Genomic DNA, 20,966 nt, shown 5'->3' with positions numbered 1-20,966 from the left:
GGAGCGAACGCCATGAAACTGATAGGGATGCTGGACTCGCCTTACGTGCGGCGGGTGGCGATCAGCCTGGACCTGCTGGGGGTGCCGTTCGAACATGAGCCGCTGTCGGTGTTCCGCACCTTCGAGGTGTTTTCCGCGGTCAACCCGGTGGTCAAGGCGCCGACCCTGCTGCTGGACGACGGCACGGTGCTGATGGATTCGACGCTGATCATCGAGTACGGCAGGTCCCTCGTGGCGCCGGCTTTCCGTGGCTTGCCGCAGAACCCGCAGGCGCTGGTGGAGGTGCTGAGCACGCTGGGCGTGGCGCTGGCGGCCTGCGAGAAGGCCGTCCAACGGGTGTACGAGGACAATCTGCGGCCGGCCGAAAAGCGCCATCAGCCGTGGGTCGAGCGCGTCACCCGCCAACTGCTCGCGGCCTGCGCGGAGCTGGATCGCCGGCTGGCGGTGCGGCCGGTGCATGATCGGCCCGATCAGGCCGCACTGACCAGCGCCGTGGCGTGGTCGTTCATCCAGCTGATGCTGCCGGAAGTGGTGAAGGCCGCTGACTTTCCGGCCCTGAAGGCCCATGCCGAGCGCCTGGAGCAGACCGCGCTGTTCAAGCGTTATCCGATGCTCTGAACGGTCTGGCGCAGGATGTCGATGAAGGCGCGCACCAGCGGGCTGCGTTCCTGCTGGCGGGTCATCGCCAGCAGCGGCACGGTGGCGTGGGCCTCCGCCAGGGGCCGGTAGGTCACGCCGTGCCGCGCCAGGGTCTGCACGCACTGCGGCACGACGGTCACGCCCCGGCCGGCCGCCACCAAGGCGATGAGCGAGGTGATCTGCTTGCCGGTCGGCGCCCGGCGGGGCGTGAGCCCGTGGCGGCGGTACAGGGTCTCGATGCTGTCGTTGAGCCCGGAGCCGTAGTCCGTCGGGAAGGCGATCAACGGGTGTTCGCTCAGTTCGCTGAGCGTCACCCGCTCCTGCGCGGCGAGGGGGTTGTCGCTGGCGACGGCCGCGATCAGCGGTTCCTGGCCCAGGCATGTCACTTCGATGTCCGAACGGTCGGCCGGCGGTTGCAGGCGCCCCAGGCCAACGTCCAGGCGTCCCTCGGTGATCTGCGACCACTGCGCGGTGGACGCGCCTTCCTCGACCGTCAGTTGCACGTCCGGGTGGGCCGAGCAGAAGTCCCGGATGGCCTGGCTGAACACGTCCGACAACGCGATCGAGCTGGCGTAGCCCAGCGCCAGATGGCCGACGCTGCCGGCGGCCAGCTTGTGGCCGATGGCGGCCGTGCGCTCGACCTGTTCCAGCAACGCCCGTGCATAGGGCAGAAAATGCCGGCCTTCGGCGGTGAGCGTGACGTTGCGCGAGCTGCGGTCGAACAGGCGAAAGCCCAGTTCCGCCTCCAGCGCCGAGATCTGCCGGGTCAGCGGCGGCTGGGACAGGTGCAGGCGCGCCGCGGCGCGGCCGAAGTGCAGTTCTTCGCTGACAACCAGAAAGCAACGCAGGCGGCGCAGGTCGAGCATGTTCATCCTTGGTATCGATCGGTCGGAAATCGGTATTGGATCCTGAAGGCGGCCCATCTTATAAAAATGTTCGGCCCGCTGACGAACATTCCCATGACGCCACGCTTGCATTACCCACGAATCGCCTTGTTCCTCTGCGGCTGCGCGGCGTTCCTCAACCTGTACGCCACCCAGGGGCTGCTCGATCAACTGTCGGCCGCGTTCCGGATCTCTGCCCGGCAGGCGAGCTGGAGCATCACCGTCACCACCCTGGCCGTGGCGGTGTGCGCCCCGTTTGTAGGGCGGTTGACGGCACGCTGGCCGCAGCAGCGGGTGATCGCCGTGGCCGCGCTGCTGTTGGCGCTGCCGGCGGCGCTGTCGGCGTGGGCCGGCGGTTTCGGTGCCTTTCTGTTCTGGCGCTCGGTCGAGGGGCTGCTGATTCCGTTCGTGTTCGCCACCAGCGTCGCCTACATCGGCGGGCGCTGGAGCGGCGGCGCTGTCACCGAGGTCACCAGCGTGTACATCGCCGGCACGGTGCTGGGTGGGTTTCTGGGGCGGTTCCTGACGGGGTTGCTGACGGAACTCGGCGACTGGCGCCTGGGGCTGGCTTCGCTGGCGGGCCTGAGCCTGCTGACGGGGTTGGCGATTGCCGTGCTGTTGCCGCCCAACCCGCAGACAGTGCAGCGGCCGGTTCGCGCCGACCGGGCCGTGCGGTTTTCCGCCCCGTTGCTGGGCGCCTGCGCGGTGGGGTTCTGTGTGCTGTTCGCCCAAGTGGCGATGTTCACCTACATTGGCCTGCACTTAGGAAGGGCGCCGTTTTCGCTGGGCAGCGCAGCGCTCGGGTCGATCTATGCGGTGTTCCTGCTGGCGCTGGTGGTGGTGCCGCTGGCGGGGCGGCTGGGCCAGGGCCGGCCCCAGGCCGATCTGGTGAAGGTGGCCGCGTACCTGGGCGTGACGGGCACGGCCCTGACCCTGTCGCCGTCGCTGGGGTGGATCGTGGCGGGCCTGGCCCTGAGCTCCACCGGGGTGTTCCTCGCCCAGGCCGCCGCCAACGCCTTCATCACCGCCAACGCCGGCCAAAACAAGGCCGCCGCCGTGGGGCTGTACCTGACCTGCTACTACTTGGGCGGCAGCCTCGGGGCCTTTGTGCCGGGCGCGGCCTGGGAGCGCTGGGGCTGGCCCGGTTGCGCCGCCGTGATCGTGCTGTTCCAAGTGTTGCCGCTGCTGATCGCCCAAAGGTTCTGGAAGCCCGGCGGCGCCCGTCTTCAATCCCGATTGCCCACCGATACGCCGGAGTCCTGATGAAAACACTGTTCGAATGCCTGTTGCCCATCCCGGTGGCGGCGCTGGGGGCCTGGATCGGCCACCAGACCGGGCTGCCCCTGGGCGAGCTGATCGGTGCGATCTGCACCGTCACGGCCGTGAGCAAACTGGGCGTGCCCCTGCGCATGCCGCATGCGTTCGTGGCCGTCGTGCAACTGCTGCTGGGCATCAGCGTCGGCTCCATCGTCACGGTCTCGATGATCGGCGAGCTGGGCGATGTCAGCATCCTGGGCGGGCTGCTGATCTGCATGAGCGTGCAGATCCTGGTCGGCTACCACTGGTTGCGGCGCGCGGAGAAATGGGGGCATGTCGAAAGCCTGCTCGGTTCGGTCCCCGGCGCCATGGCGGCGGTCATGACCGTGACGGGCGGGCAGGGGGCGGCTTCCGGGCGCATCGCGTTCGTGCACATCGTCCGCCTGCTGGCGTTGCTGCTGGTGGTCACGCTCATCGCCGGCGGGCATCCCGGCGGCGCGGCGTCCACGGTCGGGTCGCTGCACGATTACCTCTTGGTGCTGGCGCCGGCGTCGGCGGCCGTCGTCACCGGTTACCTGCTGGAGCGCCTGGACATGCCGGCGCCGTACATGCTGACCGGCCTGCTGTACACCGCCGCGTTCAACGTCGAATTTCCCGAGGCGGCCCTGCACGTACCCGATCCGCTGGCCCTGATCGCCCTGGTGCTGCTCGGCGGGCTGATCGGCATCCGCCTCAAGGACATCACCCTCAAGGATGTGCTGCGTTACGTGCGCGCAGGCCTTGTGGTCACCGCCCTGACGTTCTGCGCCACGCTGCTGGTGGCCGCCGCGTTCAGCCAGCTGACGGGGCGGCCGTTCCTGACGCTGTTCATGTCCTGGGTGCCCGGCGGGGTCGAGGTGATGACGGCGGCGGCCTTGCTGCTCAAGCTCGATCCGGCCTTCGTGATGCTCAACCACGTGGTGCGGATGTCGATCATCCATGCGTCGCCGGCGGTGCTGCCCAAGCGCTTGTGGCAGGAACGGCCGCTGGCCTGAGGCGCCATCGGGAAAAAAGCCGTGGCCTCATCGCCCAGGGTTCGGTTAGCATCGCCCGCAGGAGATGGTGTTCCTCCTTGAACCGCCGCATCGCACGCGGCTGATGACGCCTACAGATACCTGACCAACGTCGGGGCTGTAGGCGTTCGCGTCACGTTCCCCTCCGTCGGTCAGCCCGAATCCTTTCGAGCACATGACCCATGCCAATCCTAAATCGTTTCGAACCCTTCCGGATGCTGCCTTATCTGGCCAAGTGGCTGGCCATCGCCTCTGCCGTGGCGGTGCTGGCCGGCAGCGCGTCGGCGTTTTTCCTGCTGTCGCTCGATCAGGCCACCGCCTGGCGCGAGCGCCACCCCTGGATCATCTGGCTCCTGCCGCTGGCCGGTTTCGCGGTCGGCCTGGTCTATCACCGGTTCGGCAAGGCCGTCGACGCCGGCAACAACCTGATCATCGACGAAATCCACGATCCCAAACGCGTGATCCCCCTGCGCATGGTGCCCCTGGTGCTGGGCGGCACGGTGGTTTCGCACCTGTTCGGCGCCTCGGTCGGCCGCGAAGGCACGGCGGTGCAGATGGGCGGGGCGCTGGCCGATCAGCTCACGCATTTGTTCAAGCTGGATCGCGTCGACCGGCGCGTGCTGCTGATGGCCGGCATCGCCGCCGGGTTCTCGTCGGTGTTCGGCACGCCGCTGGCCGGGGCGGTGTTCGGCCTGGAGGTGCTGGCCATCGGGCGCCTGCGCTACGACGCACTGTTCCCCTGCATCGCCGCCAGCCTCGTGGCAGACCGGGTCTGCCTGGCCTGGGGCGTGCACCACACGCCGTATGCCATCGGCGACCTGGTGCCGGTCAGCGTCGGCAGCGTCATGGCCGTCGTCATCGCGGGCGTGGTGTTCGGCCTGGTCGGCATGCTCTTCGCCGGCGCCACCCACTGGCTCGGCGCGCTGATGAAGCGACGGATCGCCTACGCGCCGCTGCGGCCGCTGCTGGGCGGCACCGTCATTGCGCTGGCGGTGTGGGGGTTGGATGCGCAGCCCTACATCGGCCTGGGCCTGGACGGCATCGTCCGCTCGTTCCAGGAACCGATGCCGGCCTACGACTTCGCGGGCAAGCTGGCCTTCACCGTCGCCTCGCTGGGCAGCGGCTTCAAGGGCGGTGAAGTGACGCCGCTGTTCTACATCGGCGCGACCCTCGGCAACGTGCTGGGGCCGCTGCTGGACATGCCGTTCGCCCTGATGGCGGGCATCGGCTTCGTGGCGGTGTTCGCCGGCGCCGCCAACACGCCGATCGCCACGACGCTGATGGCGATGGAGCTGTTCGGCGCCGGCATCGGGCCGCTGGCGGCAGTTGGGTGCGTCACGGCGTACCTGTTTTCCGGGCATGCCGGCATCTACCGGGCGCAGCGGGTGAGCGCCAAGCATCACCGGCAGGCGACGGATGTCCCGCAGGCGCGGGTTTAGGTCGGTTCATCGACGCTGTCGGAAACTCAGTGAAAAATCAGGCTGGTCACTTCATCCAGTTCGTAGTCCTTCGTGACTTTGATCAGCAAGACTTCATTGGGCGCATGGCGAAGGATCGCGATCACCAGAAAGCCGTCTTGCAGGTCGCCCACCAGTGCTTCGGCCTTCTGCCCCCGCACGGGGATCAGTACGCTGGCCCAGTCGTTGCCGTCGAGCGTGACGTAGTCCTGGGGTTTCGTCGATTCCAGGCTGAATGTCTGCGGGTCGAACCGGCCCTGATCCTTCAGGCGCAAGCGTTGCAGAAGGGCGACTGCAGCCGGTGTCTTGGGCGGTTTGTCTTTTATCTCCCGTAAGGTCACCACACCCCCCAGTTTCTCGGGAGGCACCGTGAGCCACGTGTTGAGGAATGTCCGGGCGAATTCCTTTTCCTTCGGTGATGCATCGATTCCGTTCATCATCAGGTCGCGCAGCTTCGGGTCGATTTCGATGGCGGGCAACCAGCCGGGCTCCTGCTGCTCATACTCGGGGATGTTCTCCTTGACCGCCGCGAGCGATTGGACGCCCCGGCGCAGATCGATCCGGGGCGCCTTGTAGAAACTGCGCCCACCGTCTTCAAGGCTAGTGTTTTTCGCAATGGCGTCGGCTTGCGGCACATGCTGGTCAACGAACCATTTGGCCTTTTCCGCTTTGGTCGAGGCTGCGCAGAATTCCTTGATGGAGGTTTCCAGTTCATCAGGTTTTTTGGGCGGGGTCGCGAGCGACATCGTGTCCCGAAAGCGCAGCATAAGGCCGTAGGTGCTCGACGCCGCCCTGAAACATTTTTCCTTGGCCCGGAAGGTCTGATCGGCGACGTGCGAGAAAATCCCCCCCTTATCTATGGGGTGCGACCAAATCCACAGCTCAGGGCACAAGGGGGAAAACGTATTGCTTTGCCCTGCGTGGGAATACGCATCCTGCCGACCGTGCAGCGCCTGGCCGAACTTGCCTTGCAGCTCCGGATCCTCATGGGGTTTGGTGTGGATGATGCTGTCGGATTGGCCCTCGGCGTAACGCGAGTCCTCGGTGACCTTGCGCTGCGCCGGCGGCAATGGCGGCGCCTTCTGCGCACGGAAATGCAAGGCCCGGGTCTGCGTGCTGGCGCCCTCGTTGCGCAAGATGCACAGGCCCAAGATGATCGCGTGTTTCGCATCGAGCATGCCGGTGTCGGTGAGTTCGTTCTGGCGGGCGATCTCCTGCGTCTGGAGCGGGTCGAAACCGGCCTGCGCGGCGAGCCAGTAGGTCAGGCCGTAGTGGAAATCCGATTCATAGGCATTGGCGCACAGGCTGGAGACAGCCGCTGCCAGGCCGAGCGCGATGATGTTCAGACGGTTCATGATTGCGTCCCTGTCCAGTCATCGGTCCCTGGGGCCGATAGACCGCATTCCTGAAGGAGTGGCCCGTGATCATTGGCTGAGTAGAGCACATTCCCGTCATTGCACATGGCCGTTCATCGCAATGAGCCATTACCGGATCCGTGGTTCCGACGCCGACCGCAAAGGTGCCCTATAGTCTGGTGACACAGCGTCCGACGTTTGACGGTGAAGGATCCGAACCCGACGACATGGAGGTGCAGGCGATGACGTACACACGGCGCAATGTCTGGAGCTTGAAGCAACCTTGGCCACCCGAACTGCTGTGGTATGCGCGCGGGGTCAAGATCATGAAGGCGCGACCGTTTTCCGACGTCACCAGTTGGCGCTACCAGGCGGCGATTCACGGGGTCAACGAGGACGTCTGGCGCCAGTTCGGCTGGTTGAAGCCGACCGAGAAACTGCCGACCACGCCCCAGTTCCTCAAGCAGGACAGCAACCAGTGCCAGCACCACAGCTGGTACTTCCTGCCTTGGCATCGAGGCTACCTGGCCGCGTTCGAGTCGATGGTGCGCGCCGCCATCAGCACCTTGCCCGGTGCGCCGTCCAACTGGGCCTTGCCTTACTGGAACTACAACGACGCCACCGCCGCCAACCCCCGGCAGTTGCCGGAAGCCTTCGCCAAGAACAGTTGGCCCGATGGCGGCGACAACCCGCTCTTTGAAGCACGCCGTTTTGGCCGTGGCGACGGGGTGGTGGTGATCCGCGCCATTGATGTCGACCTGACCGCTGCGCTGAGCGATCCTGACTACGAAGGGCTGCCCAACGGCTCGCCGGGATTCGGCGGCGTGCGCACGCCTTTTCAGCACAACGCCGACCGGGCGAACGAGGGCGTGCTGGAGCAGGGGCCCCACGATCCGGTGCACGGCCTGGTCGGGGGCGCGGTGCAGAACACCGATCCGCGGGACTGGAGGAACTACGGGTTGATGTCCATGCCGTTGACGGCCGCGCTGGATCCGATCTTCTGGCTGCACCACGCCAATATCGACCGGCTCTGGGAGGTCTGGCGCAACCGCAACCCGCGCTTCACCAACCCGGTGCTCAAGTCCTGGCTGGACGGCCCCTCCGGCAAGCAGCGTTTCGTGCTGCCGCAGGCCAACGGCAGCCACAAGTCGTTTGCCCCCAAAGACATGCTGGACACCAAAGCAGCGGGGCTCGACTATGTGTACGAGGACATTTCCGACCCTCTGGGTGGTCATCAGCGTGTGGCACTGCGCATGGATACGCTGAAGGCGCTGATGGACGTGCCTGAAACGTTCAACTTTGCGGAGATCGCTGACGTGCCCAGAAAACCCACGGTCGAGCTGCTCGGCGCCAACAGCAAGGCACTGACCTTGGGGAGCGCCCCGTCCGCGACGCTCGTCAAGACAGACAAGCCCACCGCCGCCAAACTCACCCAAAGCTTCAGCATGGCCAACTTCGCGTTGCAGGCTCCTGCGGAACCCGACCGGGTGTTCCTCAACCTGGAGAACATCACCGGTGCCAACGATGCGGCAATCTTCGACGTCTATGTCGGCCTGGCCGAAGGCGAGGATCCGGCCGAGCATCCGGAGAACCTGGCCGGCGTGGTGTCGCTGTTCGGCGTCGGCGAAGCCAGCAGCCTCGCCAAGCCCCATGGCGGCGCGGGCCTGAACAAGGTGATCGAAATCACCGCCACCATCGACCGGTTGCACCTGTCTGGCCAGAGCGACCTGAGCAAGCTGCCGGTGCTGTTCGTGCCGGTGCATTGCACCGAAGGGGTCTCGATCCAGCGGGTCAGCATCTACCGCCAGTCGACCTGACCATGGCCCTGGCGCAACGGCTGAGGGAGGCGGGGGTTGATCCCCTCGCCAGCCTGTTGTGGGGGATCAGCCTGTCGGCCTTCGCCCTGATGGCCGTCAACGACAGGGTTCATGCCGAACTGATGCAACTGTGCGTGGACGGCTCAAGGCCGATGCTCGCCGAAGGGATCGCCTATCTGCGGCTGGCCGGGGCAACGGTGGATGCCGCCGCCCTGACCGGTGGGATGCTGACGATGCTGGTCGCCATGATGGTGCCGGCATTGGCCGGCCCCTTGCTGCACCTCTGGTTCCGCTCGCTGACGCGTCACCGCTGGCGTGCCGTCGCGCTGTTTCTGCTGGCGTACTTCCTGGTTTGGATGGTGGCCTGCGCCCTGTTGTTTGTGGCCGCGCTGCTGCTGGTTTCCCGTGCGGGCTCGGCCTTGGCGGCGGCATCGATCGTGCTCAGCGGCGGGCTGCTGTGGCAGGTGAGCGGGGCACGTAGGCGTTGTCTGGCGCGTTGTCACCTACGTCCGCGCCTCTCGGTGTTCGGTTGGCCGGCGCTGGCCGACCCGCTGCGCTTCGGCGCAAACCATGGCTTTTGGTGCGTCTGCACCTGCTGGGCGTTGATGCTGTTGCCGCTGAGCCTGCCGGCCGGGCACCTGCCGTTCATGCTGTTCGCCGCGATGTGGGTGGCCCATGAACGGACGAATCCGCCGACGCCTCAAGCCTGGGTCGTTGGCTGAGCCGGCGCCCTGAGCATCCCCACATAAGCGCTAAACATGTCCGCCATCCCGTCGGCGCACACGGTGATGTCCTCATCGCTGCGCGGGGTGCCGGAAAAGTCCTTGCCCACCGCACTCAGCGTCCTGAGCATCAGGTCGCAGGCCTGGGCGCGGACGTCCTCTGCGGCGCCGGGCAGCAGCTCCAGCATGAAGGCGTCGAAGATCCGCTTGCCGGCCGCCCGCACTTCCTGGGCCTCGGGCGCGTCGCGGTAGAGCGGGGCGGCGTCGTTCAGGGCGCCGCGCATCTGCGCTTCCTCGCATTCCGAACGGATGAACGCATGCACCAGGGCGCGCAGGCGCTCCAGCGGCGGCTGCGCCTGGCTTTCCAGGATGCGGCGCAGCATCTGGGTGGTCGCCAGCCACTCGTCGCTCTGCAGGCGGAACAGGATCGCCGCCTTGTTGGGGAAGTACTGGTACAGCGAGCCGATGCTCACGCCGGCCTTTTCCGCCACCCGCGCGGTGGTGAAACGGGCGGCGCCTTCCTGGGCCAAAACCTGAACAGCCGCCTCCAGAATGGCGCTCACAAGCTCAGTGGAGCGCGCCTGCTGCGGCTGCTTGCGCGAGGAAATACGGGCGGTCTGGCGGTTTGTCATGGGCGGTCCTGCGGTTGGCGGAGAACGCGAATAGCGGCGGGCGCGAATCGCTCGCATCATTTGAATGCGACGAATCACTCGCGTTTGGTTCGACACTCTAGCGCCGAACCCACACAAAGCAACCGACGGAAAGCAATCATGACGACCCTGACCTCTGCGCCACTGGCGCCCCTGATCGAACGCCTCTACACCCAGGCCAGCGCCGCCACCAGCCCGGTGCTGGAGACGGTGTCGCGCGATGAGCGCGAGCGGCTGATGCACAGCAAGACCGAGTACCGCCAGCTCTACGCCATGCTCAAGGACCTGTGGCTGCCGGTGTCCCGCGACACCGGCAAGCTGCTGTACATGCTCGCCCGCAGCACGAAGGCAAAAGCCATCGTCGAGTTCGGCACCTCGTTCGGGCTGTCCACCCTGCACCTGGCGGCGGCCCTGCGCGACAACGGCGGCGGTGTGCTGATCGGCAGCGAGTTCGAGCCGTCGAAGATCGCTTTGGCGCGGCATCACTTTGAAGAAGGCGGGGTCAGCGACCTGGTGGAGATCCGCGAAGGCGATGCGCTGGTCACGCTGGCGAGCAACCTGCCCGGATCGGTCGACCTGCTGCTGCTCGACGGCGCCAAGGCGCTGTACGGCGATGTGCTGGGCCTGGTGGAGAAGCACCTGCGGCCGGGCGCGCTGGTGGTGGCGGACAACACCGATTACTGCCCCGAGTTCGTGGCCCACGTGCGCTCGCCGCAGAACGGCTACGTCTCGGTGCCGTTCGCCGATGACATCGAGGTGTCGATGCGGTTGGGCTGAACGCCCGGATCAGAGGCCGCTCCCTGGCCTCTGCACCGTGCCCGGCATCAGAAGCCGGGCGCGATCTGGCCCTTGTAGCGGGTCAGGATGAAGTCCCGGACCTGGGGCGAGTTCAGCGCCTTGGCCAGCTTCTGGATGCCCGGATCCTGCAGGTTGTCCGGACGGGCGACGAGGTATTCCACATAGAGGTCTTTGCCTTTCTCGACAATCAGTGCGCTGTTGGTGTCGATCCCGGCCTCCAGCGCGTAATTGGCGAACACGAATGCCAGATCGACCTGTTTCACGGAGCGGGCCAGCATCGCGCCCTCCAGCTCACGGATCTTGAGGTGGTGGGGGTTGTCGGTGATGTCGCGCTGGCTGGATTGCGGGTCTGTGGCGTCCTTGAGCTTGATCAGCCCGGCTTCGGCCAGCAGCACCAGGGCCCGTCCGGTGTTCACCGGGTCGTTGGGAATGGCCACGCTGGCGCCGTCAGGCAGCTCGGCGAGGCTCTTGTACTTGGCGGAGTAGGCTCCGAACGGCTCGATGTGCACGCCCACCACCGGCACCAGGTCGGTGTGGCGGGTCTTGTTGAAGTCGTTGAGGAACGGCCGGTACTGGTAGTAGTTGGCGTCCAGGTTCTTCTGGGCCAGTTGCAGGTTGGGCTGGATGAAGTCGTTGAACACCTTGATGTCCAGGTCCACGCCTTCCTTGGCCAGGGCCGGTTTGACGAATTCGAGGATCTCGGCATGGGGCACCGGCGTGGCGCCGACGACCAGGTGTTCCGCCGCGTGGGCTCCCAGGGACAGGAAGGAGACGGCAGCGGCGAGGGCGGTCAGGGTTTTTTTCATGGGCAAGGCCTTTTCATGGAGTGTGAGAGGGGTGTTCAACGTCGGGTGAAATGCCGGACCAGGCGATCGCCGCTCATTTGCAGGGCCTGCACCAGCAGGACCAGGAGCAGCACCGTCACGACCATGACGTCGGTCTGGAAACGCTGGTAGCCGAAACGGATGGCCAGGTCGCCCAGTCCGCCGCCGCCGATGACGCCGGCCATGGCGGTGTAGTCGACCAGCACGATCGCCGTGACCGTGACCGCCGCGATCAGCCCCGTGCGGGACTCGGGCAGCAGCGTGTGCCAGATGATCTGGCGCAGTGTCGCGCCCATGGCCTGGGTCGCCTCGACCAGCCCCCGGTCGACTTCCCGCAACGCGGTCTCCACCAGGCGGGCAAAGAAAGGCGTGCAACCGACCACAAGGGGCGGAATCGTGCCCCTGACGCCCAGGGAGGTGCCGGTGATCAGCGTGGTCATGGGGATGAGCACGATCAGCAGAATGATGAACGGCAGCGAACGCAGCACGTTCACCACCACCGACAGGGTGCGGTACAGCGGCAAATTGGCCAGCAGTTGGCGTTGCCCGGTCAGGTACAGCAGCACCCCCAGCGGCAGCCCCAGCACCACGGTGAAGCCCAGTGCCGCGCTGACCATGCTCATTGTTTCGATGCAGGCCTGGCCGATCTCCGGCCAGTTGACGTTGGCGAGCAGCTCGTTCATCGGCGTGCATCCCGACGCAGGGCGGCCACAGGATGCGGCGCGGCCAGGCGGTCGCCGCGGCCGAACAGCTTGTCGCGCAGCGTCCCGGGGGCGTAGGCCCGTTTGAACAGGCCTCTGGCCTGAAGCTCGGGAACCAGCAGATCCACCACGGCCACGAAGGTTTCCGGCGCCACTGCGCTGGCGAGGTTGAAGCCGTCCACGCCGGTCTCCTGCACCCATTCCTGCAACTGGTCGGCGACGGTCTTGGCCGATCCGACCAGCACCGGGCCGTCGCCGCCGATGGCGCAATAGTCGGCGATCTCGGCGGTCGTCCAGGTGCGGCTCGGGTCGGCCCGGGTGAAGGCTTCCACGGCGGAGCGGATCGCCTCGCTGGGCACTTCGCGCAGCACTTGGTCGGGCGCGTAGCGGGAGAAGTCGATGCCGGTCCAACCGGACATCAGCGTCAGGGCGCCGCCGGCGCTGGCGTACTCGCGGTATTCGCGCAGCAGGGCCAGCGCTTGCTCGTCGGTCGGCGCGACGATCACGGTCAGCTGTTCGAGGATCTGGATGTCATCGGGCGCCCGGCCTGCCGTCACGGCGGCTGCCCGCAAGTCGGCGACCTGCTTGCGCAGCACGGTCTTGCTCGGCGCGGCCACGAACACGCATTCGGCATGGGCGGCAGCGAACGCCCGCCCGCGGCTGGAGGCGCCGGCCTGGTAAATGAGCGGGGTGCGCTGCGGGGACGGCTCGCTGAGGTGGAAGCCAGGCACCTTGAAGTACGTGCCCTCGTGGTGGATGCCGTGCACCTTGCGCGGGTCGGCGTACACGCCGTCCTTGCGGTCGGCCTGCACCGCATCGTCCTCCCAGCTGGTCTCCCACAGCTTGTAGCAGACCTGCAGATATTCCTCGGCCAAGGCATAGCGCTGGTCATGGTCAAGCTGACGGTCCTGGCCGATGTTGCGCGCACCGCTGGCCAGGTACGAGGTGACGATGTTCCAGCCGGCCCGCCCTTGGGTCAGGTGGTCGAGCGTGCTCATCCGCCGGGCGAACGGGTAGGGGTGTTCGAAGGAGACCGAGGCGGTGACGCCGAAGCCCAGGTGGCGCGTGGCGGCCGCCATCGCCGGCACCAGTTGCAGCGGATCGTTGACCGGCACCTGGGCAGCGTTGGCCAGGGCCGAATCGGGGCTGTCGCCGTAGACGTCGTAGACGCCCAGCACATCGGCGATGAACAGCCCGTCGATGCAGCCGCGTTCGAGGGTCTTGGCCAGCTCGATCCAGTAATGGATGTCGGTGTAGCGCGTCGCCTGGTCGCGGGGATGGCGCCAGAGTCCGGGTGAGAGGTGGCCGACCGTGTTCATGGCGAAGGCGTTGAGGCGGATTTGCTTAGTCATGGCGCGGCCTCAGTTCCAGTCGTGGCGGGCCGGCTTGATGCCGTTCAGGGCCCAGTTGCCGACCAGGTGATACTTCCAGCGCACCGGGTCGTGCAGGGTGTGCACCCGCGCGTTGCGCCAATGGCGGTCGAAGTTGTGCCGGGTGAGGGACGAGCGGGTGCCGCCCAGCTCGAACAGGCGGTTGCTGGCCTCGATGGCCGCCTCGGTGGTCAGCACCTTGGCTTTCGCGACGGCGACCGAGGCCGCCGCGACGGAGTCTTCGTCCGGTGCCGGCCTGGCGGCGTCCAGTGCCCGGCCGGCCCGTTCGAGCAGGGCCTCGGCGGCCTCCTGGCGGATCTCCAGGGCGCCGACCTGGATGATCGTCAACGGATCTTCGCTGGCCTTCTCGACCCCGGCGTCGATCCACGGACGGGCGTGTTCGCGCACGAAGGCAATGGTGTCGTCCAGGGCCGCACGGCCGATGCCGGCGTCGATGGCCGCCGTGGTCAGCTGGGCGAACGGGCCGGCCAGCGTCGGGCTCTCGTAGGAGCGGTAGGAGGGGAACAGGTGGAACGCCGGCACCCGCAGGCCGTCGAGGATCACGGTGCCGCTGGAGGTGGTGCGCTGACCCATGCTGCTCCAGTCATCCACGATCACCAGGCCGGGGGTGTCGCGGGGCACGAACGCCAGTTGCGCGCGGTCTTGCTCGTCCAGCGCCAGCACGCCGATCCAGTGGGCGTACAAGGAGCCGGTGCAGTAGCCTTTGCGCCCGTCGATCCGATAGCCGTCGCCTTCGGCCACCAGACGGGTGCGGATGTCCTGCACGTTCTTGCCGCCGGTTTCCGACAGGGCGTTGGCGAAGCGGTGCCCTTGCAGCACCAGGCCGAAGAAGTGCTCTTTCTGCTGCGCCGTGCCTTGCAGGCGGATGTCTTCGAGCAGGCAGTAGTGGTTCTGCGGAATCTGTCCGAGCGACGGGTCGGCCGCCGAGACAAGGGCGATGACCTGCGCCAACGTGGCGAACGACACCTCGGCGCCGCCGTACTCCCGGGGCACGGTGATGCCCCACAGGCCGCTGTCGGAAAAGGCATCGACGATATCGGCCGGCACCTCGCGGCGGCGGTCGCGCTCGGCGGCACCTTCGCGCAGCAGGTCTGCGACCTGACGGGCCACGGCGATCGCCTCCGCATCGTCACGGATGACGTGAGCGGCGGGGCGGCGGATTTCATAGAAGGCGGATACGGTTTCGGTAGGCATGGACAGCTCGCGTGTAGTCGGAGATCTACGCTTTGCAGCTGTCGTGCCAATCGATTAGCTCACTGAAATCAATACGTTAGGCGCTATTCTTGATGTGGTTCCTGTACGCAGAATCAACCGATTGCTGAAGGCCTGTTTGCCCTGCAACAGCACAGCCCAGGCTCAGGCGGCCCGGACTGTCCTCAACGGCGTTTGACGACGCCCCGCAAGCATTCCATGAAACGCTGGGCCACCGGTGTGAGCAGGGTGCCCTTGCGCAGGATGATGCTCATCTCCAGCGCCGGCAGTTTCTGCTCCAGGGGAATCCGCTGCAGCCCGAAGCTGGCGATGCTGTCGGCCAGCAGCCGCGAGAACAGCACCAGGGAATCCGTGCCGGTGACCAGGCCCAGCGCGATGGCGAACGAGGAGCAATGGACGATCCGCCGGGGCAGCGGCAGGCCGGCGTGGCCGAACATCGTTTCCATCACGCTGTGCTGGAAACCGCCCGACGGCACCGTGCTCAGCCATTGCGCGTCGGTCAATTCGCGCAGGTGGCGCGCGTTCGCCAACGGATGCCCGGCCCGCGCCATCACGACGAAGTCGGTCGAGAACAGCGGCAGGCTGATCAGGTCGTCGCCGAGCATGTCGGGCAGTTCGTGGGAGACCACGAAATCCAGCGAGCCGTCGCGCAGGTGCTGGGCCGCGAGCGGGAACTTGACCTCCATGAACGTCATTTCGGCCTCCGGGGCCGTCTTCTGGAATTGCTCCAGGGCCTTGGGCAGCAGGCTCAGCGCGATGGTGGACGTGGCGCTGACCGTGACCTTGCCGCGCATGTTGTGGGTGATCTGGTCGAGCTCTTCCCGGGCCCGCCGCACATCCTCGAGGATCTGGTGGGCGCGGATCTGCAACGCCTTGCCGCAGTCGGTCAGCGTGATGCCCTGCACGTTGCGGGTCATCAGGACCACGCCCAGGTCGCTTTCCAGTTCCTGCACGCTGCGGGTGACGGCGGGCTGCGTCAGGTTCAGGCAGCGGGCGGCGGCGCGCAGGCTCTTTTCTTCGGCGACGGTCACGAACACCTGGAGCTGGTTGATCTTCATGGGCACTGACTTCCACGGGTTTCAGGTGATAAATAAAGCTGATCATCGGCAAAAAAATTACATCTTCTCAGCGCACCCGGCAATCTCTACTGTGGCTTCACACCCCCGCCAGACGGGGGGAATCACAAAGAGAAGCCAAGCGATATGGACACTACCCGACGTTACTGCGAGGTCGCCGACCTTGCCGAATCGACCGACGATCTGCGTGCGATACGCCATCACCTGCATCAGCACCCCGAGCTGGCCTACGAGGAACGGGAGACGGCCGGGCTGGTGGCCAAGAAGCTGGAGGAGTGGGGCTACGCCGTGACCACCGGCGTCGGGAGAACCGGCGTGGTCGGTACGCTGAAGGTCGGCGACGGCCCGCGCAGCATCGGCATCCGCGCCGACATGGACGCCTTGCCGATCCTGGAGCAGACCGGCTTGCCCTACGCCAGCCGCCATCACGGCAAGATGCACGCCTGCGGCCACGACGGCCACACCACCATGCTGCTGGGCGCCGCCCGTCACCTGGCGCAGACGCGCAATTTCTCCGGCACCGTGCACCTGTACTTCCAGCCGGCCGAGGAACACGGCATCGACAGCGGCGCGCTGAGCATGATCAAGGACGGCCTGTTCGAGCGTTTTCCCTGCGACGCGGTGTTCGGCCTGCACAACCATCCGGGCGCGCCGGCCGGCACCATGCTGTTCCGCCGCGGGCCGCTGCAGGCGGCGGGCGACAACGTCTACATCACCGTCAAGGGCAACGGCGGCCATGCGGCGCGGCCCCATCTGACGGTGGATCCGGTGGTGGTGGCCTCCAGCATCGTGATGGCGTTGCAGACCGTCGTGGCGCGCAACGTCGAGCCGACCCAACCGGCGGTGGTGACGGTCGGCGTGTTGCAGGCCGGCACCGCCAACAACGTCATCCCCGGCACCGCGCGGCTTGAGTTGAGCGTGCGCTCGTTCAGCGCCCAGGTGCGGGCCTTGCTCAAGTCGCGCATCACCGAACTGGTGCAGCAGCAGGCCGCCAGCTACGGCGCCGAAGTCGAGATCGACTACCTCATGGGCTATCCGGTGGTGATCAACAGCGACCGCGAAACCGACTTCGCGATTGCGGTGGCGCAAGAGCTGCTCGGCACCGACCGGGTCGTGCCGCACACCGACCTGCTGATGGGCAGCGAAGACTTCGCCTACATGCTCCAGGCCCGTCCGGGCTGCTTCCTGCGCCTGGGCAACGGCGTCGGCGCGGACGGCTGCATGGTGCACAACCCCGGTTACGACTTCAACGACAGCAACCTGCCGGTCGGGGCCGCCTTTTGGGCGCGCCTGGTCGAGCGGTTCCTGGCGCAGCCCTGACCTGATGCTTCCCCCAACCAGCCTCTGACAATGAGTCCAAATACCCAGGCTGGCCTTACCTCAAAGCACGGCTTTGAACGAATGTGTCCTCGGAGACCGACATGAACAAAATCATCCTCTCGCTTGTCCTGTTCCTGGCTGCCGGCGGCGTCCACGCCAAAGACTGGACCGTCATCCGCTTCGGCGTCGACCCCAGCTACGCGCCGTTCGAATCGAAGGCGCCCGACGGCACGCTGGTGGGCTTCGACATCGACATCGGCAACGCCATCTGCGCCGAGCTCAAGGCCAAGTGCGTGTGGGTCGAAAGCCCTTGGGACAGTGTGATTCCGGGGCTCAAGGCAAAAAAGTTCGACGGCATCCTGTCGTCGATGAGCGTGACCGAAAAGCGCCTTCAGCAGATCGACTTCTCGGACAAGATCTACCACACCCCGTCCAGCCTGGTGGCCCGCAAAGGGTCGGACATCAAGCCTGCGGTCGAGTCGCTCAAAGGCAAGCACATCGGCGTGGAGATGGGCTCGACCCAGGAAGCCTACGCCAAGGCCCACTGGGCGCCCAACGGTGTCGACGTGTTGTCCTACCAGAATCAGGACCTGGTGTATCAGGACCTGCTGTCGGGGCGACTGGATGCCGCGCTGCAAGACACGGTACAGGCGGACATGGGCTTCCTCAAAACCGATCGAGGCCATGACTTCGGGTTCGCCGGCGAGGCCGTGCACGACACCCAGACCCTGGGCGTCGGCGCGTCCATCGGCCTGCGCAAGGATGACGCCGAGCTGAAGCAGGCCATCAACGCCGCCCTGGCCGAGATCCGCCGCAACGGCACCTACGAGAAAATCCGGGCGAAGTATTTCGACTTCGATATCGACAACGGCTGACCCGACGGCAGACAGGGCGCGATCGGGCCCGTCGGGGAGGGTGCCTTGCACGGTTCCCGACGGGATGACGAACAAACCGACCAAATGCTTATGCCTGTCTGTACAAGTAAATATAGGTGCATTAGAGTCGGCCGAACACCTCGACACACGGATCGGTTCGAGACCCGGGTCGGGGTGTTCGCGTTTTCATCGCCTCATCTGCGTTCCATGAACAGTACCCGTGCGCCGCAAGCGCCCTTGTCGGTCTTCAGGAAATAACAATGAAAAAAACATTTCTGATCCTTGCTCCACTGCCTTTCCCGCAACGCTGCCCTCAAGTCCTCTGCGTGCCTGGCGCCTCTGCCCTGGAGGTGCGCGATGTTCGATGAACTGCTGCAGCTGCTGGGGCTGTCGGGCTTCAGCCTGAAAGGCTTCGGCCCGTTGCTGCTGGAAGGCGCGTGGATGACGGTCAAACTGTCCTTTCTGTGCCTGCTGGTGAGCGTGCTGCTGGGCCTGATCGGCGCCAGCGCCAAGCTGTCGCGCACGGCCCTGCTGCGCATGCCGGCGCAGGCCTACACCACGCTGATCCGCGGGGTGCCGGACCTGGTGCTGATGCTGCTGATCTTCTACAGCCTGCAGACCTGGCTGACCAACCTGACCGAAGCGATGGGCTGGGAGTACATCGAGATCGATCCGTTCAGCGCCGGGGTGATCACCCTGGGCTTCATCTACGGGGCGTACTTCACCGAAACCTTCCGCGGCGCCATCCTCGCCGTGCCCCGCGGGCAGATGGAAGCCGCCACCGCCTACGGCCTGACCCGCATGCAGCGCTTTCGCCTGGTGGTGTTCCCGCAGATGATGCGTTTCGCCCTGCCGGGCATCGGCAACAACTGGATGGTCATCCTCAAGGCCACCGCGCTGGTGTCGATCATCGGCCTGGCCGACCTGGTCAAGGTGGCCCAGGACGCCGGCAAGAGTTCGTATCAGCTGTTCTTCTTCCTGGTGCTGGCGGCCCTGATCTACCTGCTGGTCACCACCGTCTCTAACTACGTCTTGCGCCGGCTGGAGATCTTCTACGCCGCCGGCACCCGGGAGGCCGTGCGATGATCGAGCTACTGCAGGAATACTGGAAACCGTTCCTTTTCCACGACGGCTACCACATCACCGGCCTGGCCATGACCCTCTGGCTGCTCAGCGCCTCGATCTTCATCGGCTTCGTGCTGTCGGTGCCGCTGTCCATCGCCCGGGTCTCGTCCAATCCCCTGGTGCGTTGGCCGGTGCAGTTCTACACCTACCTGTTCCGCGGCACGCCGCTGTATATACAGTTGTTGATCTGCTACACGGGGATCTACAGCATCGCGGCGGTGCGCGCCCAGCCGATGCTCGACGCGTTTTTCCGCGACGCCATGAACTGCACCATCCTGGCCTTCGCCCTGAACACCTGCGCCTACACCACGGAGATCTTCGCCGGGGCAATCCGCAGCATGAACCACGGCGAAGTCGAGGCCGCCAAGGCCTATGGCCTGCGCGGCTGGAGGCTTTACGTCTACCTGATCATTCCGTCGGCCCTGCGCCGGTCGCTGCCGTACTACAGCAACGAAGTGATCCTGATGCTGCACTCGACCACCGTGGCGTTCACCGCCACCGTGCCGGACATCCTGAAAGTCGCGCGGGACGCCAACTCGGCGACGTTCCTGACCTTCCAGTCCTTCGGCATCGCGGCCGCGATCTACCTGGCCGTCACGTTCTCGCTGGTCAGCCTGTTCCGCCTGGCGGAACGGCGCTGGTTGTCCTTCCTTGGCCCGGCCCATTAATTCAGGAGGTTTGCCATGTACAAACTGACCGTTGAAAACCTGCACAAAAGCTACGGCAACCACGAAGTCCTGAAGGGCGTTTCGCTGAGCGCCAAGACCGGCGACGTGATCAGCCTGATCGGCGCCAGCGGCTCGGGCAAGAGCACGTTCCTGCGCTGCATCAACTTCCTGGAAACGCCCAACGACGGCGCCATGAGCCTGGACAACCAGCCGATCCGCATGGTCCACGACCGGCACGGCATGCGCGTGGCCGACGCCGACGAACTGCAACGCCTGCGCACGCGTTTGGCCATGGTGTTCCAGCACTTCAACCTGTGGAGCCACATGACGGTGCTGGAGAACATCACCCTGGCCCCGCGCCGGGTGCTGGGCGTGAGCAAGAAGGACGCCGAGGAGCGGGCCCGGCGCTACCTGGACAAGGTCGGCCTGCCGGCGCGGGTCGCCGATCAGTACCCGGCGTTTCTCTCCGGCGGCCAGCAGCAGCGGGTCGCCATCGCCCGTGCGTTGAGCATGGAGCCGGAGATCATGCTGTTCGACGAGCCGACCTCGGCCCTGGACCCGGAACTGGTGGGCGAGGTGCTCAAGGTGATCCAGGGGCTGGCCGAAGAGGGGCGCACCATGATCATGGTCACCCACGAGATGAGCTTTGCCCGCAAGGTGTCGAACCAAGTGCTGTTCCTTCACCAAGGGCGGGTAGAGGAGCAGGGCGCGCCCGAGGATGTGCTGGGCAACCCCAAGAGCGAACGCCTGCAGCAGTTCCTCAGCGGCAACCTGAAGTAACGTTCTGCCCCTTTGAGCGGCCGTCCGGCCGCTCGTTTTCCATTGCCGACCGATTCTTTCACCCAAAGCGACAGGTAACGCACAGGTCGTCAAATTTTGCTTGATTGAGCCTGTATATACATGTTTGTATTTACTTCAATCCACAACAACAAAACGGCACGACTGCCGATTCAAGAGGATTCACGGTGAGCAAGCCAACCCGTTTTCGTGACGTCGAAATCCGCGCCCCCCGCGGCAACCAGCTGACCGCCAAGAGCTGGCTGACCGAGGCGCCGCTGCGCATGCTGATGAACAACCTCGACCCGCAAGTGGCCGAGAACCCGAAAGAGCTGGTGGTCTACGGCGGCATCGGCCGTGCGGCGC

The 20,966-nt window shown here is 65.9% G+C and carries 20 protein-coding genes, 1 pseudogene and 1 riboswitch; of the genes and pseudogenes, 13 read left to right on the top strand and 8 right to left on the bottom strand.

From position 1 onward, the window contains the following. Positions 1–12: 12 nt before the first annotated feature. A complete protein-coding gene (locus tag ACIP0B_RS00820) occupies positions 13–618 on the top strand; it encodes a glutathione S-transferase (RefSeq protein WP_400828974.1) in 606 nt (201 codons plus the stop codon). Here the strand turns inward: ACIP0B_RS00820 and ACIP0B_RS00815 are convergent. Next, on the bottom strand, positions 603–1,505 hold the full coding sequence (locus tag ACIP0B_RS00815; protein WP_400828972.1) for a LysR family transcriptional regulator: 903 nt from the start codon (positions 1,503–1,505) through the stop codon (positions 603–605). The two genes, ACIP0B_RS00820 and ACIP0B_RS00815, sit on opposite strands and share 16 nt — an antisense overlap. 93 nt (positions 1,506–1,598) lie before the next feature. Between ACIP0B_RS00815 and ACIP0B_RS00810 the strand changes: the two genes are divergently transcribed. The 3 genes from ACIP0B_RS00810 to ACIP0B_RS00800 all read left to right on the top strand — a co-directional run bounded on the left by ACIP0B_RS00810 (position 1,599) and on the right by ACIP0B_RS00800 (position 5,271). Further along, complete coding sequence (locus tag ACIP0B_RS00810) at positions 1,599–2,786, top strand: MFS transporter (RefSeq protein WP_400828970.1); 1,188 nt, start codon at positions 1,599–1,601, stop codon at positions 2,784–2,786. Next, positions 2,786–3,814 carry an AbrB family transcriptional regulator gene (locus ACIP0B_RS00805; protein WP_400828968.1) on the top strand — a complete coding sequence of 343 codons (1,029 nt, stop codon included), beginning with the start codon at positions 2,786–2,788 and terminating at the stop codon, positions 3,812–3,814. Before ACIP0B_RS00810 ends, ACIP0B_RS00805 begins: the two co-directional genes overlap by 1 nt. Positions 3,815–3,865: 51 nt before the next feature. After that, positions 3,866–3,934, top strand: a riboswitch (Fluoride riboswitch). A gap of 80 nt (positions 3,935–4,014) precedes the next feature. Continuing rightward, positions 4,015–5,271, top strand: a complete 1,257-nt coding sequence (locus ACIP0B_RS00800; protein WP_400828966.1) for a voltage-gated chloride channel family protein — start codon at positions 4,015–4,017, stop codon at positions 5,269–5,271. 26 nt (positions 5,272–5,297) lie between these two features. Here ACIP0B_RS00800 and ACIP0B_RS00795 read toward each other — a convergent pair whose 3' ends face one another. Then, the gene (locus ACIP0B_RS00795; RefSeq protein WP_400828964.1) at positions 5,298–6,644 is read right to left on the bottom strand and encodes a hypothetical protein; all 1,347 of its coding nucleotides are present in this window, start codon (positions 6,642–6,644) and stop codon (positions 5,298–5,300) included. A gap of 242 nt (positions 6,645–6,886) precedes the next feature. Here ACIP0B_RS00795 and ACIP0B_RS00790 point away from each other — a divergent pair, with 242 nt between their 5' ends. Then, entirely contained in the window at positions 6,887–8,461 is a 1,575-nt protein-coding gene (locus tag ACIP0B_RS00790) for a tyrosinase family protein (RefSeq protein WP_400828962.1), read from the top strand. Positions 8,462–8,463: 2 nt separating this feature from the next. After that, positions 8,464–9,183: a DUF2182 domain-containing protein gene (locus ACIP0B_RS00785; protein WP_400828960.1), complete on the top strand. Its 720-nt coding sequence runs from the start codon at positions 8,464–8,466 to the stop codon at positions 9,181–9,183. On the opposite strand, the gene ACIP0B_RS00780 is transcribed toward ACIP0B_RS00785, so the two are convergent. Next, positions 9,162–9,815 carry a TetR family transcriptional regulator gene (locus ACIP0B_RS00780; RefSeq protein WP_400828958.1) on the bottom strand — a complete coding sequence of 218 codons (654 nt, stop codon included), beginning with the start codon at positions 9,813–9,815 and terminating at the stop codon, positions 9,162–9,164. The two genes, ACIP0B_RS00785 and ACIP0B_RS00780, sit on opposite strands and share 22 nt — an antisense overlap. 138 nt (positions 9,816–9,953) lie before the next feature. Here ACIP0B_RS00780 and ACIP0B_RS00775 point away from each other — a divergent pair, with 138 nt between their 5' ends. Then, on the top strand, positions 9,954–10,610 hold the full coding sequence (locus ACIP0B_RS00775) for an O-methyltransferase (RefSeq protein WP_400828956.1): 657 nt from the start codon (positions 9,954–9,956) through the stop codon (positions 10,608–10,610). A gap of 47 nt (positions 10,611–10,657) precedes the next feature. On the opposite strand, the gene ACIP0B_RS00770 is transcribed toward ACIP0B_RS00775, so the two are convergent. The 5 genes from ACIP0B_RS00770 to ACIP0B_RS00750 form a co-directional block, all read right to left on the bottom strand. After that, complete coding sequence (locus ACIP0B_RS00770; protein ID WP_400828954.1) at positions 10,658–11,437, bottom strand: MetQ/NlpA family ABC transporter substrate-binding protein; 780 nt, start codon at positions 11,435–11,437, stop codon at positions 10,658–10,660. A gap of 35 nt (positions 11,438–11,472) precedes the next feature. After that, positions 11,473–12,138, bottom strand: coding sequence for a methionine ABC transporter permease (locus tag ACIP0B_RS00765; RefSeq protein WP_400828952.1), 666 nt, complete (start codon positions 12,136–12,138; stop codon positions 11,473–11,475). After that, positions 12,135–13,508 carry an LLM class flavin-dependent oxidoreductase gene (locus ACIP0B_RS00760; RefSeq protein ID WP_400828950.1) on the bottom strand — a complete coding sequence of 458 codons (1,374 nt, stop codon included), beginning with the start codon at positions 13,506–13,508 and terminating at the stop codon, positions 12,135–12,137. Before ACIP0B_RS00760 ends, ACIP0B_RS00765 begins: the two co-directional genes overlap by 4 nt. Positions 13,509–13,517: 9 nt before the next feature. Then, on the bottom strand, positions 13,518–14,741 hold the full coding sequence (locus ACIP0B_RS00755) for an SfnB family sulfur acquisition oxidoreductase (RefSeq protein ID WP_400828948.1): 1,224 nt from the start codon (positions 14,739–14,741) through the stop codon (positions 13,518–13,520). Between the two features lie 182 nt (positions 14,742–14,923). Next, positions 14,924–15,817 (bottom strand): LysR substrate-binding domain-containing protein, encoded by an 894-nt coding sequence (locus ACIP0B_RS00750; protein ID WP_400828946.1) that lies wholly within the window; start codon positions 15,815–15,817, stop codon positions 14,924–14,926. A 144-nt stretch (positions 15,818–15,961) separates the two neighbouring features. On the opposite strand from ACIP0B_RS00750, the gene ACIP0B_RS00745 reads away from it, so the two are divergent. The 6 genes and pseudogenes from ACIP0B_RS00745 to ACIP0B_RS00720 all read left to right on the top strand — a co-directional run. Then, positions 15,962–17,155 (top strand): M20 aminoacylase family protein, encoded by a 1,194-nt coding sequence (locus ACIP0B_RS00745; RefSeq protein WP_400828944.1) that lies wholly within the window; start codon positions 15,962–15,964, stop codon positions 17,153–17,155. A gap of 101 nt (positions 17,156–17,256) precedes the next feature. After that, the gene (locus ACIP0B_RS00740) at positions 17,257–18,030 is read left to right on the top strand and encodes an ABC transporter substrate-binding protein (protein WP_400828942.1); all 774 of its coding nucleotides are present in this window, start codon (positions 17,257–17,259) and stop codon (positions 18,028–18,030) included. A gap of 357 nt (positions 18,031–18,387) precedes the next feature. Continuing rightward, entirely contained in the window at positions 18,388–19,116 is a 729-nt protein-coding gene (locus ACIP0B_RS00735) for an ABC transporter permease (RefSeq protein ID WP_217892023.1), read from the top strand. Continuing rightward, complete coding sequence (locus tag ACIP0B_RS00730; RefSeq protein ID WP_400828940.1) at positions 19,113–19,823, top strand: ABC transporter permease; 711 nt, start codon at positions 19,113–19,115, stop codon at positions 19,821–19,823. The genes ACIP0B_RS00735 and ACIP0B_RS00730 overlap by 4 nt, the downstream gene beginning before the upstream one ends. Before the next feature lie 15 nt (positions 19,824–19,838). Next, a complete protein-coding gene (locus ACIP0B_RS00725; protein WP_085583625.1) occupies positions 19,839–20,603 on the top strand; it encodes an ABC transporter ATP-binding protein in 765 nt (254 codons plus the stop codon). A 185-nt stretch (positions 20,604–20,788) separates the two neighbouring features. Beyond that, a pseudogene (locus tag ACIP0B_RS00720) lies at positions 20,789–20,966 on the top strand (urocanate hydratase); the annotation flags it as partial.

The sequence above is a fragment of the Pseudomonas sp. NPDC089534 genome (assembly GCF_044749305.1).
Taxonomy (GTDB): Bacteria; Pseudomonadota; Gammaproteobacteria; order Pseudomonadales; family Pseudomonadaceae; genus Aquipseudomonas; species Aquipseudomonas ekonensis.
The sequence above is the reverse complement of the archived record's forward strand: the minus strand, read 5'-3'. Positions and strand labels throughout refer to the sequence as shown.

Excerpts from the sequence above, each read along its gene's own strand:
- ACIP0B_RS00820 (WP_400828974.1), top strand. The coding sequence starts at position 13 with ATGAAACTGATAGGGATGCTGGACTCGCCTTACGTGCGGCGGGTGGCG.
- ACIP0B_RS00815 (WP_400828972.1), bottom strand. The coding sequence starts at position 1,505 with ATGCTCGACCTGCGCCGCCTGCGTTGCTTTCTGGTTGTCAGCGAAGAA.
- ACIP0B_RS00810 (WP_400828970.1), top strand. The coding sequence starts at position 1,599 with ATGACGCCACGCTTGCATTACCCACGAATCGCCTTGTTCCTCTGCGGC.
- ACIP0B_RS00805 (WP_400828968.1), top strand. The coding sequence starts at position 2,786 with ATGAAAACACTGTTCGAATGCCTGTTGCCCATCCCGGTGGCGGCGCTG.
- ACIP0B_RS00800 (WP_400828966.1), top strand. The coding sequence starts at position 4,015 with ATGCCAATCCTAAATCGTTTCGAACCCTTCCGGATGCTGCCTTATCTG.
- ACIP0B_RS00795 (WP_400828964.1), bottom strand. The coding sequence starts at position 6,644 with ATGAACCGTCTGAACATCATCGCGCTCGGCCTGGCAGCGGCTGTCTCC.
- ACIP0B_RS00790 (WP_400828962.1), top strand. The coding sequence starts at position 6,887 with ATGACGTACACACGGCGCAATGTCTGGAGCTTGAAGCAACCTTGGCCA.
- ACIP0B_RS00785 (WP_400828960.1), top strand. The coding sequence starts at position 8,464 with ATGGCCCTGGCGCAACGGCTGAGGGAGGCGGGGGTTGATCCCCTCGCC.
- ACIP0B_RS00780 (WP_400828958.1), bottom strand. The coding sequence starts at position 9,815 with ATGACAAACCGCCAGACCGCCCGTATTTCCTCGCGCAAGCAGCCGCAG.
- ACIP0B_RS00775 (WP_400828956.1), top strand. The coding sequence starts at position 9,954 with ATGACGACCCTGACCTCTGCGCCACTGGCGCCCCTGATCGAACGCCTC.
- ACIP0B_RS00770 (WP_400828954.1), bottom strand. The coding sequence starts at position 11,437 with ATGAAAAAAACCCTGACCGCCCTCGCCGCTGCCGTCTCCTTCCTGTCC.
- ACIP0B_RS00765 (WP_400828952.1), bottom strand. The coding sequence starts at position 12,138 with ATGAACGAGCTGCTCGCCAACGTCAACTGGCCGGAGATCGGCCAGGCC.
- ACIP0B_RS00760 (WP_400828950.1), bottom strand. The coding sequence starts at position 13,508 with ATGACTAAGCAAATCCGCCTCAACGCCTTCGCCATGAACACGGTCGGC.
- ACIP0B_RS00755 (WP_400828948.1), bottom strand. The coding sequence starts at position 14,741 with ATGCCTACCGAAACCGTATCCGCCTTCTATGAAATCCGCCGCCCCGCC.
- ACIP0B_RS00750 (WP_400828946.1), bottom strand. The coding sequence starts at position 15,817 with ATGAAGATCAACCAGCTCCAGGTGTTCGTGACCGTCGCCGAAGAAAAG.
- ACIP0B_RS00745 (WP_400828944.1), top strand. The coding sequence starts at position 15,962 with ATGGACACTACCCGACGTTACTGCGAGGTCGCCGACCTTGCCGAATCG.
- ACIP0B_RS00740 (WP_400828942.1), top strand. The coding sequence starts at position 17,257 with ATGAACAAAATCATCCTCTCGCTTGTCCTGTTCCTGGCTGCCGGCGGC.
- ACIP0B_RS00735 (WP_217892023.1), top strand. The coding sequence starts at position 18,388 with ATGTTCGATGAACTGCTGCAGCTGCTGGGGCTGTCGGGCTTCAGCCTG.
- ACIP0B_RS00730 (WP_400828940.1), top strand. The coding sequence starts at position 19,113 with ATGATCGAGCTACTGCAGGAATACTGGAAACCGTTCCTTTTCCACGAC.
- ACIP0B_RS00725 (WP_085583625.1), top strand. The coding sequence starts at position 19,839 with ATGTACAAACTGACCGTTGAAAACCTGCACAAAAGCTACGGCAACCAC.